This window comes from Brevundimonas sp. TWP1-3, assembly GCF_049896085.1.
Lineage (GTDB): Bacteria > Pseudomonadota > Alphaproteobacteria > Caulobacterales > Caulobacteraceae > Brevundimonas.
Window position 1 is genome coordinate 683,057 of the sequence record NZ_JAFCTP010000002.1, and the last position, 14,211, is coordinate 697,267.

Annotated in this window: 15 protein-coding genes; 10 read left to right on the forward strand and 5 right to left on the reverse strand. The window is 66.4% G+C overall.

The features are described 5' to 3' along the window. Positions 1 to 73 precede the first annotated feature (73 nt). The 8 genes from ACP693_RS15235 (at position 74) to ACP693_RS15270 (ending at position 8,436) form a co-directional block, all read left to right on the forward strand. The gene (locus ACP693_RS15235) at positions 74 to 1,303 is read left to right on the forward strand and encodes a DUF2254 domain-containing protein (RefSeq protein WP_426020539.1); all 1,230 of its coding nucleotides are present in this window, start codon (positions 74 to 76) and stop codon (positions 1,301 to 1,303) included. 107 nt (positions 1,304 to 1,410) lie between these two features. After that, entirely contained in the window at positions 1,411 to 2,220 is an 810-nt protein-coding gene (phnC, locus tag ACP693_RS15240) for a phosphonate ABC transporter ATP-binding protein (protein WP_409716794.1), read from the forward strand. Then, the gene (gene phnD, locus ACP693_RS15245; RefSeq protein ID WP_426020540.1) at positions 2,217 to 3,230 is read left to right on the forward strand and encodes a phosphate/phosphite/phosphonate ABC transporter substrate-binding protein; all 1,014 of its coding nucleotides are present in this window, start codon (positions 2,217 to 2,219) and stop codon (positions 3,228 to 3,230) included. Before phnC ends, phnD begins: the two co-directional genes overlap by 4 nt. After that, the gene (gene phnE / locus ACP693_RS15250; RefSeq protein ID WP_409716790.1) at positions 3,227 to 4,039 is read left to right on the forward strand and encodes a phosphonate ABC transporter, permease protein PhnE; all 813 of its coding nucleotides are present in this window, start codon (positions 3,227 to 3,229) and stop codon (positions 4,037 to 4,039) included. The genes phnD and phnE overlap by 4 nt, the downstream gene beginning before the upstream one ends. A 78-nt stretch (positions 4,040 to 4,117) precedes the next feature. After that, the gene (locus ACP693_RS15255) at positions 4,118 to 5,185 is read left to right on the forward strand and encodes a substrate-binding domain-containing protein (protein ID WP_426020541.1); all 1,068 of its coding nucleotides are present in this window, start codon (positions 4,118 to 4,120) and stop codon (positions 5,183 to 5,185) included. A gap of 83 nt (positions 5,186 to 5,268) precedes the next feature. Further along, entirely contained in the window at positions 5,269 to 6,147 is an 879-nt protein-coding gene (gene galU, locus ACP693_RS15260) for a UTP--glucose-1-phosphate uridylyltransferase GalU (protein WP_372691398.1), read from the forward strand. 258 nt (positions 6,148 to 6,405) lie between these two features. Then, on the forward strand, positions 6,406 to 7,203 hold the full coding sequence (locus tag ACP693_RS15265; protein WP_409716945.1) for an enoyl-ACP reductase FabI: 798 nt from the start codon (positions 6,406 to 6,408) through the stop codon (positions 7,201 to 7,203). A gap of 57 nt (positions 7,204 to 7,260) precedes the next feature. Continuing rightward, positions 7,261 to 8,436, forward strand: a complete 1,176-nt coding sequence (locus tag ACP693_RS15270; RefSeq protein WP_426020542.1) for a benzoate/H(+) symporter BenE family transporter — start codon at positions 7,261 to 7,263, stop codon at positions 8,434 to 8,436. A gap of 54 nt (positions 8,437 to 8,490) precedes the next feature. On the opposite strand, the gene ACP693_RS15275 is transcribed toward ACP693_RS15270, so the two are convergent. Further along, positions 8,491 to 8,886 carry a DUF3597 domain-containing protein gene (locus ACP693_RS15275; RefSeq protein WP_135194517.1) on the reverse strand — a complete coding sequence of 132 codons (396 nt, stop codon included), beginning with the start codon at positions 8,884 to 8,886 and terminating at the stop codon, positions 8,491 to 8,493. Positions 8,887 to 8,936: 50 nt separating this feature from the next. Then, positions 8,937 to 9,653 (reverse strand): glutathione S-transferase N-terminal domain-containing protein, encoded by a 717-nt coding sequence (locus ACP693_RS15280; protein WP_426020543.1) that lies wholly within the window; start codon positions 9,651 to 9,653, stop codon positions 8,937 to 8,939. 159 nt (positions 9,654 to 9,812) lie between these two features. On the opposite strand from ACP693_RS15280, the gene ACP693_RS15285 reads away from it, so the two are divergent. After that, positions 9,813 to 9,986, forward strand: a complete 174-nt coding sequence (locus tag ACP693_RS15285; RefSeq protein ID WP_426020544.1) for a YegP family protein — start codon at positions 9,813 to 9,815, stop codon at positions 9,984 to 9,986. Here the strand turns inward: ACP693_RS15285 and rimM are convergent. From rimM to ffh, 3 genes are all read right to left on the reverse strand, one after another. Beyond that, entirely contained in the window at positions 9,983 to 10,510 is a 528-nt protein-coding gene (rimM, locus tag ACP693_RS15290) for a ribosome maturation factor RimM (RefSeq protein WP_426020545.1), read from the reverse strand. The genes ACP693_RS15285 and rimM overlap by 4 nt on opposite strands. A 69-nt stretch (positions 10,511 to 10,579) precedes the next feature. Beyond that, positions 10,580 to 11,128, reverse strand: coding sequence for a 30S ribosomal protein S16 (gene rpsP / locus ACP693_RS15295; RefSeq protein ID WP_426020546.1), 549 nt, complete (start codon positions 11,126 to 11,128; stop codon positions 10,580 to 10,582). A 24-nt stretch (positions 11,129 to 11,152) separates the two neighbouring features. After that, a complete protein-coding gene (gene ffh, locus ACP693_RS15300) occupies positions 11,153 to 12,691 on the reverse strand; it encodes a signal recognition particle protein (RefSeq protein ID WP_426020547.1) in 1,539 nt (512 codons plus the stop codon). Positions 12,692 to 13,004: 313 nt separating this feature from the next. Here ffh and ACP693_RS15305 point away from each other — a divergent pair, with 313 nt between their 5' ends. Next, positions 13,005 to 14,210, forward strand: a complete 1,206-nt coding sequence (locus ACP693_RS15305; RefSeq protein ID WP_426020548.1) for a saccharopine dehydrogenase family protein — start codon at positions 13,005 to 13,007, stop codon at positions 14,208 to 14,210. The last annotated feature ends 1 nt before the right edge of the window (position 14,211 follow it).

Genomic DNA, 14,211 nt, shown 5'->3' on the forward strand with positions numbered 1-14,211 from the left:
GTCCACCCCGTGAAACGCCGTCGTGAGGGCAACCTGGGCCGTTCCAACCTCGTTGAGCAGCCGGGAGGCGTGAATGAACCGCTGGATATTCTTGTGGCGCAAGTTGAGACGCCAACTTTGGGTGCGCGCGACGGCCTATGCGGGCGTCGGGGTGGCTGCGGCGCTCCTGGCGGTCTTCCTGGCGCCGTGGGTCCCCGCCCAGATGGCCGAGCGGTTGGGCGGCCAGTCGGTGGAATCCATATTGACGATCCTGGCGTCCAGCCTGCTGGGTGTGGCGACGTTTTCGGTCGGCGCCATGGTCACGGCCTATACCTCCGTCTCGTCAGCGGCCAGTCCTCGGGTCGCCGCCCTGGTGACCAGCGACGAGGAGACGCAGAAGTCCTTGGCCACCTTCGTCGGGGCCTTTCTCTACGCCATCGTCGCGGTGACGGCGATCAACGCCCACTATTATGGCCAGAACGGCCGAGCCATCCTGTTCCTCTTCAGCTTGGCCATGGTGGGGCTGGTGGCGTTTCGCCTGCTGGCCTGGATCAACCGCCTGTCGAGCCTGGCCCGGGTCGGTCACATGATCGATCTGGTGGAGGGCTATGCGCTCGACGCCCTGACCCAGCGCCGAGACCTTCCGCTTCTTGGGGGCAGACGGGGACACCTTTCAGGTGGCGCCGAGGTGAAGGCCCACGCCACCGGCTATGTCCAGAACGTCGATCCCGCACGTCTTCAGGCGATGGCCGAGGCGCGCGACTGCGAAGTCGAGGTGATCGCCGCGCCGGGCGCACTCGTTCGGCGTGGGGGCGTGCTGGCCCGGATCAGCCTGCCGGCCTGCGACGACAGTGCTCAGGATGATTTTCGATCAGCGTTCGCGATCGGGAATTCGCGCTCATACGATCAGGATCCGCGCTTCGGCCTGATCGTGCTGGGCGAAATCGCAGCAAAAGCCCTGTCGCCTGGCGTGAACGATCCTGGAACCGCGATTCAGGTCATATCCAGCGGCGTACGCCTGATCGACATATGGGCGAACGATGTCGCGACAGACAAGGATGGGCCCCTGCGCGACCGGCTGTTCGTGCCGGACATTGCCGATGCGGACCTTTTGGACGACGTTTTCGGCCCCATAGCGCGTTACGGAGCCGGCGACGTGGCGGTTTCGGTCCGATTGCAAAAGAGCCTCAGAGCGCTGGCGACGACACCGGCACTGGCGTCCGTGATAGAGCCCCTCGCGCGCGAAGCGCTGGAACGCTCCCGCGTCGCCTTGCCGATCGCCGCCGATGTCGCAAGGGTCGAGGCCGCGGCGGAAGGCCGCTGAATGGGTCGGCTATGGACGAGGTCGCACGCCGTGTGCGATTAAGGCCTTGCCTAGACGCCTTCGTCGCGTCATGCGGCGCCCCTTCGCCACAGCCTCCTAGCGAGTTCATGAGTTCATCCGCAGCCGCCGTCTCCCCCGGGCTCGTCCTGGCGCGCGACGTGTCGAAGACCTTCGGATCGCGAAAGGCGCTGGACGGCGTCTCGATTTCCGTCGCCTCCGGCGAAATGGTCGCCCTGATCGGTCCGTCCGGTTCGGGCAAGTCCACCCTGCTCCGCTCCATCACCGGCCTGCAGTCCATCGATGCGGGCAAGGGCACGATCCAAGTGTTCGGCGAGACCGTGCAGAAGGACGGTCGGGTCACGGGTTCCGTGCGCAAAGCGCGCGGCAAGCTGGGCATGATCTTCCAGCAGTTCAACCTGGTCGGCCGCCTCAGCCTGTTCTCCAACGTCATGCTGGGCGCGCTGGGGCGCCTGCCCGCATGGAAGGGCCTGCTGGGCGCCTGGCCCCAGGCGGACAAGGACAAGGCCATGGCGGCCCTGCACCGCGTCGGCGTGTCCGACTATGCGGCCCAGCGCGCCAACACCCTGTCGGGCGGTCAGCAGCAGCGCGGCGCCATCGCCCGCGCCATCGTGCAGGGCGCCAAGGCCATACTGGCCGACGAACCCGTCGCCTCGCTGGACCCGGTGTCCGCCCGCAAGGTGATGGAACTGCTGGTCGAGCTGAACAGGCGCGACGGCATGGGCGTGATCGTCACCCTGCACCAGGTCGACTACGCCATACGCTATTGCGACCGCGTCATCGCCCTGCAAGGCGGCAAGATCGTCTATGACGGTCCGTCTACGGCGCTGGACCAACAGCGTCTGATCGAAATCTACGGTCCCGAGTTCGAGGACGCGTTCTGGGAGACCAAGGCATGAGCCTGTCCCGTATTTCCTCTACTCGTCGTCTGTTCGCAGCGGCGGGCGCAGCCGTGATGATCCTGGGCCTGGCGGCCTGTGGCGGCGGTGAGGACCAGAAGGCCGGCGGCGTGCCGACCGAGATCACCTTCTCGATCCTGTCGGCCGAAGGTCAGGCCTCCGCCGGTCCGCTGTGGCAGCCACTGCTGGACGATATGTCCAAGGCCATCGGCGTGCCGGTCAAACCCTATTTCGGCTCGAACTATACGGTTCTGGTCGAGGCCATGCGCGGCAACCACACCCAGGTCGGATGGTTCTCGGCCAAGCCCGAGGTCGAGGCCATCGACCGCGCCAAGGCCGAGGTCATCGCCCGCACCGTCAACCGCGAAGGCCTGGACAGCTATCAATCGACCCTGATCGTCAAGAAGGGTTCGGGCATCACGCTGGACAAGGTCATGGCCTGCGGCAAGCAGTACAACTTCGGCATCGGCGACGCCCAGTCGACGTCGGGCACCTTGGCCCCGCTGACCTTCCTGTTCAATCCGCGCGGCGTCGTCCCGGCCCAGTGCTTCAAGACCGTGCGCTCGGCCAACCACCAGGCCAACGCTTTCGGCGTGGCCACCGGCGTGATCGACGTGGCGACCTCCAACAGCGTCAACACCATCTTCATGCGCAAGGAAAACCCGCAGCTGGCCGGGCAGATCGAGGAAATCTGGACCTCGCCCCCCATCCCCGAGAGCGGCATCGTCGTGCGCGAGGACCTGGACCCGGCGCTGAAGGAAAAGATCCGCAGCTTCTTCTTGACCTATGGCCAGGGCGAAGGCGCCGAGGCCGAGCGTCAGCGCGCGGTTCTGGCGGACCTGGAATATTCCCGCTTCACCGCCGCCGACGACACCTATCTGGATCCGATCCGCGAGATGATCGCCGACCAGAAACTGGGCGATGCGCGCGCCAACGGCGACACCGCCGCCGTCGCCGCCGCCGAGCGCGAGCTTCAACGCCTGCGCAGCCTGCGTGAGGTCCGGCCTTGACCGCAGTCGCGTCCCCCGCCGTCTCCATTCCGGCGGCGCCCAAGAAATCCACCCTGGCGTGGGTCGCCGACATCCTGGTGTGGGGCGGCGTCGCCGCCGTCCTGCTCTACAGCATCGACGCCGTCGATCTGGGCAATCTGCCGCGCCTGTTCGCCGGCAACGACAGCACCCAGCTGTTCGTCCATGACCTGCTGCGTCCCGACTTCAGCGACTGGAAGATGTTCGTCGCCAAGATGTGGGAGACGGTCCAGATCGCGCTTTGGGGCACCTTCCTGGCCGTTCTGCTGGGAATTCCGCTGGGTCTGGCCGCCGCGCGCAACATCGCCCCCGTGTGGGTCGTGACGCCGGTGCGTTGGGTGATGAACCTGCTGCGTTCGGTGCCCGACCTGGTGATCGGCCTGCTGTTCGTCACGGCCGTGGGCCTGGGGCCGCTGGCCGGCGTCCTGGCCATCACACTGAATACGGCAGGCGTCCTGGCCAAGCTGTTCTCCGAAGCTGTCGAATCGATCGACAAGGGTCCGGTCGAGGGCGTGCGCGCCACCGGCGCCGGCAAGCTGCACGAGATCGTCTGGGGCGTGTTGCCGCAGGTCGCGCCGCTGTGGACCTCGTTCGCCCTGTACCGCTTCGAATCGAACAGCCGTTCGGCGACGGTTCTGGGTCTGATCGGCGCGGGCGGTATCGGCCAGGTGCTGTTCGACAGCATGAACGCCTTCGACTTCCGGGCCGTCTCGGCCATCGTGATCGTCGTTGTCGTCGCGGTGACCCTGATCGACACCCTGTCGCAGGTCATGCGCCGCCGCCTGCTGTAGCGGCGGGCTGTCCTTCGTCGGACTGTCACAATCCTCTGCTCTAAGCATCGCGAAATCGATGCTCAGGGAGAGCTCAGGATGATCCGCACACTGAAACTGGCGGCTTCGGCCGCCGCCCTTCTGGCCCTGGCGGCCTGTGGCGACAATGGCGGGGGCGGCTCGGCCTCCGGCACGCGCGCCGGCATCTGGTCGGCCGGCTCGTCCACCGTCTTCCCGTTCGCCAACAGTGTGGCGGAAACCTTCGCCCGCGCCTCCAACGGCGCGGCGCCCCGCGTCGAATCGCTGGGCACTGGCGGCGGCATCCAGGCCTTCTGCCAAGGCATCGGCCCGACCACGCCGGACATCGCCAACGCCTCGCGTCAGATGAAGCAGTCCGAGTTCGACCTGTGCGCCAAGAACGGCGTCACCGAGATCGTCGAGATCAAGATCGGCTTCGACGGCATCGTCATCGCCACGGCCCGCAACGGCAACGGCTTCAACTTCGAACTGAACGACCTGTACGAAGGCCTGGCCAAGGAAGTGCCGGGTCCGAACGGGACCTTCGTGACCAACCCCGCCAAGACCTGGAACCAGGTCAACGCCGGCCTGCCGAACCAGCGCATCCAGGTCTATGGCCCCCCGCCCACCTCGGGCACCCGCGACGCCTTCCTGGAGCTGGGCATGACGCCGGGCGCCAAGCTGGTTCCGGCCGTCGCCGCCATCGAAGGCGACAAGGACCGGTTCGAGGGCATCGCCCATACCTTGCGCGAGGACGGCGCCTGGATCGATTCCGGCGAGAACGACAACGCCATCGTCCAGACCCTGACCCGCACGCCGGGCTCGTTGGGCGTGTTCGGCTATTCGTTCCTGGAACAGAACCTGGACACGGTGAAGGCCGAGACCATCGATGGCGTGGCCCCCACCGCCGACACCATCGCCAGCGGCGCCTACCCCCTGTCGCGCAGCCTCTACATCTATGTGAAGAAGGCCCACATCGGCGTTATCCCCGGCCTGAAGCAGTATGTGCAGGAGTTCCTGTCGGAAGGCGCTGCAGGCAAGGGCGGCTATCTGGCCGACCGCGGCCTGATCCCGCTGCCGGAAGACCAACTGCTGGCCCAGCGCGCGACCATCGCCGCCATGACCCCGATGACGCGTCCCGCCAAGTAAGGCGGAACCCGACCGCCGTCCCGCCCCTTCTTTCGCCGGCTCGCACCGGTTAGAAGGGGCGGGATAGCTGTCAGGATGTATTTATGACCACCACGCCCGCGCGCCTGCGCAAGGCCGTATTGCCCGTCGCGGGCCTCGGCACCCGCGTCCTCCCCGGCACCAAGACCACGCCCAAGGAACTGCTGAACGTCGTCGATCGGCCGATCCTGTCCTACATCGTCGAAGAAGCGCGCGAGGCGGGGATCGAGCATATCGTCTTCGTCACTGGCCGCTCCAAGGGCGCCATCGAGGACTATTTCGATCACCAGATCGAGCTGGAAGCCCAGCTCCTGGCCAAGGGCAAGATCGAAATCCTTGAGATGATGAACGCCGAACTGGCGTCGGCCGGCGAGATGAGCTTCACCCGCCAGATGCAGCCCAAGGGCCTGGGCCACGCCGTCTGGTGCGCGCGCGACATCATCGGCCATGAGCCGTTCGCCGTCATCCTGCCCGACGTGATCGTGGACTCGCAGCCCGGCGCCCTGAAGCAGTTGGCCGAGGTCTATGCCGAGACCGGCGGCAACATCATCGGCGTGGAATCCGTGCCCGAGGACCAGACCCACAAATACGGCATCGTCGATCCCGTCAGCCGCGACGGCTCGCGCATCGTCATGAAGGGGATGGTCGAAAAGCCCGCCGCCGGAACCGCGCCGTCCAACCTGTCGATCTCGGGCCGCTATATCCTGCAACCCGAAATCTTCGACCTGCTGGCGACGCAGGAGAAGGGCGCGGGCGGCGAGATCCAGCTGACCGACGCCATGGCGCGGCTGATGGCGGACCAAAGCTTCACCGCCGTCGAATACGCCGGCGTGACCCACGACTGCGGCGACAAGATCGGCCTGCTGCGCGCCAATGTCGCCCTGGCCCTGAAACGGCCCGACCTGGGCGACGCCGCCCGCGCGGCGATCTCGGGACTGCTTTAAGGGCAAACGCGGCGCCTCTTCCTCCCCGTCCGGGGAGGGAGGCCGAGCAAAGCGAGGTCGGGTGGGGGCGGCAATGCGACGCCCACCGATCTGTCTGGCCTTCAGACAAGTGCGCCCTGCCGGGCCGCCCCCACCCGGTCGCTGCGCGACCACCCTCCCCGGAGCGGGGAGGGAGAAGATTGAGCAAGCGCGCTACGCCTGCTAACCCTCCGCCAAATCATCAGGAGACGAACCATGGCCACTTCCGAAGGCTGGGACATGCCGACCGGCGACCTCATGAAGGGCAAGAAGGGCCTGATCATGGGCGTGGCGAACTCCAGCTCCATCGCCTGGGGCATCGCCTCGCAGCTGGCGGCTCAGGGCGCGGAACTGGCCTTCACCTATATGGGCGAGAGCCTTGAGCGTCGCGTGCGCCCGCTGGCCGAAAGCGTCGGCGCCAAGCTGCTGATCCCGGCCGACGTCACCGACGACGCCTCGATGGACGCCGCCTTCGCCGAGCTGGAAAAGACCTTCGGCACGATCGACTTCGTCGTCCACTCGGTGGCTTTCGCCAACAAGGACGAGCTGAAGGGGTCGTTCGTCGACAACACCACGCGCGACAGCTTCCTCTTGGCCATGAACATCTCGGCCTTCAGCTTCGTGGACGTGGCCAAGCGCGCATCGAAGCTGATGCCGAACGGCGGGTCGATGATCACCCTGACCTATCTGGGGTCGGAACGGGTCATCCCGAACTACAACACCATGGGCGTGGCCAAGGCCGCGCTGGAGGCGGCGACCCGCTATATCGCGCGCGACCTGGGGCCCAAGAACATCCGCGTCAACGCCATCTCGGCCGGGGCCATGCGGACCCTGTCGCTGGCCGGCATCTCGGGCGGGCGCGGCCTGCATTCCAAGTCGGCCCAGTTCTCGCTGATCAAGGAAGAGACCTCGATGGAAGGCGTCGCCGGCGCGGCCCTGTGGCTGTGCTCGGATCTGGGGCGTTCGACCACGGGCGAGGTCGTCCACGTCGATGCGGGCTTCCACGCCGTGGGCCTGCCGGACGACATGGAAGGTTGATCGGAGAGGCCTGATCAGGCCCTTCCGGCCTTCACGGTGACGGTTTAAGGCCGGGGCATGACTGCTCCGGCCTTTTCCATGCGCGCCCTGCCCGCCTCCGCCTTTTCGTCGGCCGCCGTGGCGACGGTGATCGGTTTCGGCGGGACCGTCGCTCTGGTGGTGCAGGCAGGCCAGGCGCTGGGCGCGGACGCCGATCAGATCGGATCGATGGTCACCGCCCTGTGCCTCGCCATCGGCGTGCCGGGCGCCCTGCTGAGCTGGCGGTTGAAAATTCCCGTCGTCCTGGCCTGGTCGACGCCGGGGGCGGCCCTGCTGGCGGCCTCGACCCTGGGCCTGTCGTGGCCGACGGCGATCGGCGCCTTCGTCTTCGCGGCGCTGCTGATGATCCTGACCGGGCTGATCCCGGCCCTAGGGCGGTTGGCGGAGCGGATACCGGCGGCCATCGCTTCGGCCATGCTAGCGGGCGTGCTGCTGCCGTTCGTGTTGAGACTGTTCAAGGTCGTGCCGGACGACGCGGTTCTGGTCGTCGGACTGGTTGCGCTGTTTCTGATATCGCGACGCCTGTGGCCGACCGGGGCGCTGCCTGCCGTATTGGCGGCGGCCTTTGCGGTGCTGGCGATCCGGGGGCAGCTGGCCGTGCCGGCAGGGACGGGCCTGTTCGGCCATCTGGAGCCCGTTGCGCCCGTGTTCGACTGGAAGGCCGCGGTCAGCCTAGGCTTTCCGTTGTTTCTGGTGACCCTGGCGGCGCAGAACTTGCCGGGACTGGTCGTGTTGCAGAGCGCCGGCTATCCGCCGCCCGCCAACCGGCTGATCCTGTCCACCGGCGTCGCCAGCCTGCTGATCGCCCCGTTCGGCGGACACGGGGTCAATCTGGCGGCCATCACGGCGGCGATCTGCACCGGGACGGACGCCCACGACCCGGAGCGACGCTGGGTCGTGGGCGTGATCTATGGCGGCTTTTATCTGGTCATGGCCCTTTTCGCCGCAACGCTGGCCGGGTTGTTCATCGCCATGCCGCCAGCCGTTTTGGCGGCCGTGACGGGGCTGGCGTTGATGGCGCCGTTGACGGGCGCACTTCAAAACATGATGGCCGAAGGCGCGTCGCGCGAAGCGGCCGTGCTGACGTTCGCCGCCACAGCATCGGGCCTGGCCTTGTTCGGGGTGGGGTCGGCCTTTTGGGGCCTGGTCGTCGGCTTTGCGGCCCTGGCTGCCGGACGCTGGATCAGGCCGTAGGCCTGATCCAGCGCACCGTTTTAGCCTATCGCGCTTCGCGCTGCTTGAGGCGCCTTAGTCGCGCAGCGACGCGGGAACGTGGCCGCCGTTTTCGGCGAGCTTGGTCCAGACGGCCTTGGAAAGGGCGATGTTCTGTTCGGCCGAACCGTGCTCGCCGGCATGGACGTTCAGTTCTTCCGCCAGTTCCTTGCGGGCCGCCAGGCTGGAATCCAGGTCCAGCAGCTTCAGCAGATCGACGATCGAGGTGCGCCAGTTGCCGCCGCCGCCCTTGGACGCCGCCAGATCGCTGAGCACCGCCTCGACATCGACGGGCGGCAGGGCCGGAGCGGGGGTGGAGGCCGCCGCGCCCGGCGTCGGCGTGACACTGGCGGTCGGCGTGGGCGCCGGTGCGGGGGCCGCCTTGGGCTTGTGGCCCGTGATCTTGTTCCAGATCGAAGAGAAGATACCCATGGTCACGTTCCTGTTGGTGTCTTCAGATAATGCTCGCCAGGCACGACGGTTCAGTGACGCGCCGGAATCTCCAGTCCGCGCTGCACGGCGGGGCGCGCCAGACCCCGCTCCAGCCAGGCGGCGACGCGCGGGAAGTCCGCAAAACCGACGATCTCGCCCGCCTCGTAAAAGCCGATCAGGTTGCGAACCCAGCCCAATGTGGCGACGTCGGCGATGGAGTAATCCCCGACGATCCAGTCCCGGGGCTCTCCTCCTTCATTGGCAAGCCGCGTTTCCAGCACGCCCAGCAGGCGGCGGCTTTCGGCGACGTAGCGGTCGCGCGGACGCTTGTCCTCGTAGTCCTTGCCGGCGAAGCGATGGAAGAAGCCCAACTGGCCGAACATCGGGCCGATGGCGCCCATCTGGAACATGACCCACTGGATGGTCTCGTAGCGGGTCGCCGGATCGGTCGAGAGCAGCTGGCCGGTCTTTTCCGCCAGATAGATCAGGATGGCGCCGGATTCGAACAGGGCCAGCGGCTGCCCGCCCGGCCCGTTCGGATCGAGGATGGCGGGGATCTTGCCGTTGGGGTTCAGCGACAGGAATTCCGGCCCCCAAGTCTCGTTCTTGGTGATGTCAACCAGGTGCGGCTCATAGGCCAGGCCGACCTCCTCCAGCATGATCGAGACCTTCACGCCGTTGGGCGTCGGCAGGGAATAGAGCTGGATGCGGTCGGGATGCTGGGCCGGCCAGCGCTGGGTGATCGGGAAGGCGGACAGGTCGGTCATGGCGGGCCTCGCGTGGTGAGGCCTCTATTTCGGGGCGGCCTCGCGGTTTCGCAACAGCGGCCGGCGCCATTTGATCGCGGGCTTGTGTCTGGAACCGTACGCCGGACGGCGCCAGCTTGACCGTGACCGATCCTCCGGTCGCAGGCAGGGAGACGCCCGATGGCGCACAAGTTCGAAGTCTATCAGGACAAGGCCGGCGAATACCGCGTCCGCTTCAAGTTCAACTCCGAAGTCATCTTCTCGACCGAGGGCTATTCCGACAAGTCGGGCGCCAAGCGGGCGATCGAGTCGATCAAGAAGCACGTCGGCGACGCGCCGGTGGAAGACGCCTAGTCCGGCTCGCGCTCGCCCACCTCAGTCGGCGGCGCGGCCAGCAGCCAGCCGTCGGTTAAGTGCAGTTCGGGCGTCGCTTCCTTGGTGAAGGGCAGATACCAGGTCGGGCCGCCGGTGGCGGGGGCGATTTCCAGCATGTCGTCGGCGCCGAAATTCTGGACCGACTTGACCGTGCCCATGACCGCGCCCGCCGTGTCGCGGACCTCGACCCCCAGCAGGTCGGCGAGATAGAATTCGTCCTCTTCCGGTTCCGGGAAGCGGTCGCGAGGGACGTGCAGTTTCAGGCCGCGCAGGGCGTCGGCCTGTTCCTTGGTCGTGATTTCCTTGGCCCGGCCGACGACGCCGGCCTTGTCCGGACGGGTCGAGGTCAGGGTCAAGGCGACCGTGCCGTCGGCGCGCAGCAGCGGGCCATAGGCGGTCAGGGCCAGGGGATCGGCGGTGAAGGCGGTCACCCGCACCTCGCCCCGCACCCCGAAAGCGCCGCCGATCTGGCCGACGAGGATCAATCTGCTGTCCGTGGTCATGGTCGTCCTTAGCCCATGAAAAAGGCGGCGTCCAAAGACGCCGCCTCGATCATCTTCAAACCGAAAGGCTTAGCCTTCGGCCTTTTCTTCGGTCGCTTCTTCAGCAGCCGGAGCGTCTTCAGCGGCGGCTTCAGCAGCAGGCGCTTCTTCAGCCGGGGCTTCTTCGACAGCCGGAGCGGCGGCAGCGGCAGCGGCTTCTTCCTTGGCGCGGGCGGCGGCTTCAGCGGCCTCGACCTTGGCGGCGGCTTCGGCTTCCAGGCGGTCGGCTTCGCGCTGGGCGCGTTCGGCGGCGCGCTCTTGCGCCTTCTTGCCGGGCTGGGCCTTGTTGGGGTTGTTCGACTGGGTCCACTTGACCTTGCCGGCCAGGACTTCTTCGGTGCTCTGCGAGATGAAGCGCGCGACGCGGTCGGTCGGCTGGGCGCCCTTGCCGAGCCATTCCGAGATCCGGTCAGCCTTCAGGGTGACGCGCGGCTGCGGGCCGTCCTTGGCTAGCATCGGGTTGTAGGTGCCGACGCGTTCCAGGAACTTGCCGTCCCGGGGAGCATGCGAGTCGGCGACGACGATGTAGTAGTAGGGGCGCTTCTTGGAGCCGCCGCGGGCCAGACGAATCTTCAGCATTTCAGTTCTCTTTCCAGATAGTCGTTATTTCTTGGGAGGGAAGCCGGGAAGGCCCGGAAGGCCTCCCGGAAGTTGTCCGCCACCTAGCCCGGCGAGCCGGTCCTGGATGGCTTTCAGGTCGTCGGCGCTGGCTTCCGGCGTCTTGCCGCCGCCCAGGGCCTTCAATCGGTTCAGATCCGGGCCGCCGCCCCCCATGCCGGGGATGCCGCCGCCGCCGAGGCCGCCCAGCATGGCGGCCATCTGCTGCATCTTCTTGGGTCCGCCGCGCGCCATCGACTTGACCACGTCGGCCATCTGGCGGTGCTGTTTCAGGACCCGGTTCACGTCCTGCACATCGACCCCGGCGCCGGCGGCGATGCGCTTCTTGCGGCTGGCGTTCAGCAGGTCCGGCTTCTTGCGCTCAGCCTTGGTCATCGAGGAGATGATAGCTTCCTGGCGCAGGATCATGCGGTCGTCGATGCCGCTTTCGGCCATCTGGCCCTTCATCTTGGCCACGCCGGGCAGCATGCCCATGATGCCCTGAAGCCCGCCCATCCGCTTCATCTGCTGAAGCTGGCCGGCGAGGTCGTCCAGATCGAACTGACCCTTGGCCAGTTTCCGAGCCATCTTCTCGGCCTTGGCCTGGTCCAGGTCCTGCGACGCCTTCTCGACCAGGGCGACGATATCGCCCTGGCCCAGGATGCGGCCGGCGACGCGACGGGCGTCGAACACGTCCAGCGCATCGACCTTTTCGCCGGCGCCCAGATATTTGATCGGCAGGCCGGTGACCGCCCGCATCGACAGCATGGCGCCGCCGCGACCGTCGCCGTCGGCGCGGGTCAGGACCAGGCCGGTCAGGGGCAGGCGGGCGTGGAAGGCGGCGGCGGTGCGGACCGCGTCCTGGCCGGTCAGGCTGTCGGCGACCAGCAGGGTCTCGATGGGTTTGGAGATCTCGGCGACCTCGGCCACCTCGTTCATCAGCCCTTCGTCCAGGGTGATGCGGCCGGCGGTGTCGAGGATCAGGACATCGAAGCCCTGAAGCTTGGCCGACTGCAGCGCCCGGCGCGTGATCTGGACCGCGCTCTCGCCCGCCACGATGGGCAGGACGGCGACGTCGATCTGTTTGCCCAGCTGGGCCAGCTGTTCCATCGCGGCCGGACGACGCGTGTCCAGCGAGGCCATCATGACCTTCTTGCGATCGAACTTGGTCAGGCGCAGCGCCAGCTTGGCCGAGGTCGTGGTCTTGCCCGAGCCCTGCAGGCCGGCCATCAGCACCACGGCGGGCGGACTGGCGTTGGTGTTGAGCGGGACCGGCTCTTCGCCGCCCAGCATCTCGATCAGGCCGTCATAGACGATCTTGACCACCTGGTCGGCGGGGCGGACCGAACGGATGACCTCTTCGCCGGTCGCGCGCTCGGTGGCGAAGGCGATGAATTCCTTGACGACCGGCAGGGCGACGTCGGCCTCCAGCAGGGCCACGCGCACTTCGCGCATCGCCTCGGCGACGTCCTTTTCGGACAGGGCGCCACGCCCGGTGATCCGGTCGAAGACGCCTGTCAGCCGCTCGTTCAGAGCCTCGAACATTCACTACCTCGTGGCGACGGGTGAAGCGGCTCCATACGACAACGGCCTCTGGCGACGATCACGTCGGCAGAGGGTTCTCGCCGGGCTCGTCTCATCGAAATGAGGGTCGTCCCGGTGGAGACGCAGGTTCACTTGCGTCGGAAGCGGCGGCTTATGAAGGAAAACAAGGCGGAAGGCAACCGGAGCGAGTCGGTCACGCTTTAATCTCGATCTTCGTCACGGCATTTAGCGGATTGTCATCATCGTGCTAAGAGCCCCGCCCTTTATAGGGGCGGCGATGTCGCCAACGTTTTTGACTTCAGGAGAAGCACGCATGAGCAAGGTGCTGGTTATCGGCGCAGGCGGCGTCAGTTCGGTGGCCGTCCACAAGATGGCGATGAATGCGGACATCTTCTCGCATATCACCCTGGCGAGCCGCACCAAGTCCAAGTGCGACGCCATCGCCGAATCCGTGAAGTCGCGTTTTGGCGTCACCATCGACACGGCCAAGATCGACGCCGACGACGTGGCGGCGACCACGGCCCTGATCAAACAGGTGCAGCCGGCCCTGGTCGTGAACCTGGCCCTTCCCTATCAGGACCTGGCCATCATGGACGCCTGTCTGGCCGCCGGCGTGAACTATCTCGACACCGCCAACTACGAACCGCGCGACGAGGCCAAGTTCGAATACAAGTGGCAGTGGGCCTATCAGGAGCGGTTCGAGAAGGCCGGCCTAATGGCGCTGCTGGGCTCGGGCTTCGATCCCGGCGTGACCTCGGTGTTTGCGACCTACACCAAGAAGCACCTGCTGGATTCCATCGAGACGCTGGACATCCTGGACTGCAACGGCGGCGACACGGGCCTGCCGTTCGCGACCAACTTCAACCCCGAGATCAACCTGCGCGAAGTGACCGCCCCGTCGCGTCACTGGGAAAACGGCCAATGGGTCGAGGGTCCGGCGTTGAGCCACAAACAGGTCTTCGACTTCGAGGGCGTGGGTCAGAAGAACATGTACCTCATGTACCATGAGGAGCTGGAATCGCTGGCGAAATTCTACCCCGAGATCAAGCGCATCCGCTTCTGGATGACCTTCGGCGACAGCTATCTGAAGCACCTTGAAGTGCTGGAAAACATCGGCATGACTTCGATCGAGCCGATGATGTTCCAGGGCCGCGAGATCATCCCGATCGAGTTCCTGAAGGCCCTGCTGCCGGAACCGTCGTCGCTGGGTCCGATCACCAAGGGCAAGACCAATATCGGCACCATCGCCACGGGCGTGAAGGACGGCGTGGCCAAGACGGTCTACGTCAACAACATCTGCGACCACCAGGAAGCCTATGCCGAGACCGGCAACCAGGCCGTCAGCTATACCACCGGCGTGCCCGCCATGATCGGCGCGGCCCTGATGCTGACCGGCCAGTGGAAGGGCGCGGGCGTGTTCAACATGGAACAGCTGGATCCCGATCCCTTCATGGACATGCTGAACAAGCACGGCCTGCCGTGGAAGGTTCAGGACCTGGACGCCCCTCTCGACTTCTAAG

Excerpts from the sequence above, each read along its gene's own strand:
- ACP693_RS15235 (WP_426020539.1), top strand. The coding sequence starts at position 74 with ATGAACCGCTGGATATTCTTGTGGCGCAAGTTGAGACGCCAACTTTGG.
- phnC (WP_409716794.1), top strand. The coding sequence starts at position 1,411 with ATGAGTTCATCCGCAGCCGCCGTCTCCCCCGGGCTCGTCCTGGCGCGC.
- phnD (WP_426020540.1), top strand. The coding sequence starts at position 2,217 with ATGAGCCTGTCCCGTATTTCCTCTACTCGTCGTCTGTTCGCAGCGGCG.
- ACP693_RS15255 (WP_426020541.1), top strand. The coding sequence starts at position 4,118 with ATGATCCGCACACTGAAACTGGCGGCTTCGGCCGCCGCCCTTCTGGCC.
- galU (WP_372691398.1), top strand. The coding sequence starts at position 5,269 with ATGACCACCACGCCCGCGCGCCTGCGCAAGGCCGTATTGCCCGTCGCG.
- ACP693_RS15265 (WP_409716945.1), top strand. The coding sequence starts at position 6,406 with ATGCCGACCGGCGACCTCATGAAGGGCAAGAAGGGCCTGATCATGGGC.
- ACP693_RS15270 (WP_426020542.1), top strand. The coding sequence starts at position 7,261 with ATGACTGCTCCGGCCTTTTCCATGCGCGCCCTGCCCGCCTCCGCCTTT.
- ACP693_RS15275 (WP_135194517.1), bottom strand. The coding sequence starts at position 8,886 with ATGGGTATCTTCTCTTCGATCTGGAACAAGATCACGGGCCACAAGCCC.
- ACP693_RS15280 (WP_426020543.1), bottom strand. The coding sequence starts at position 9,653 with ATGACCGACCTGTCCGCCTTCCCGATCACCCAGCGCTGGCCGGCCCAG.
- ACP693_RS15285 (WP_426020544.1), top strand. The coding sequence starts at position 9,813 with ATGGCGCACAAGTTCGAAGTCTATCAGGACAAGGCCGGCGAATACCGC.
- rimM (WP_426020545.1), bottom strand. The coding sequence starts at position 10,510 with ATGACCACGGACAGCAGATTGATCCTCGTCGGCCAGATCGGCGGCGCT.
- rpsP (WP_426020546.1), bottom strand. The coding sequence starts at position 11,128 with ATGCTGAAGATTCGTCTGGCCCGCGGCGGCTCCAAGAAGCGCCCCTAC.
- ffh (WP_426020547.1), bottom strand. The coding sequence starts at position 12,691 with ATGTTCGAGGCTCTGAACGAGCGGCTGACAGGCGTCTTCGACCGGATC.
- ACP693_RS15305 (WP_426020548.1), top strand. The coding sequence starts at position 13,005 with ATGAGCAAGGTGCTGGTTATCGGCGCAGGCGGCGTCAGTTCGGTGGCC.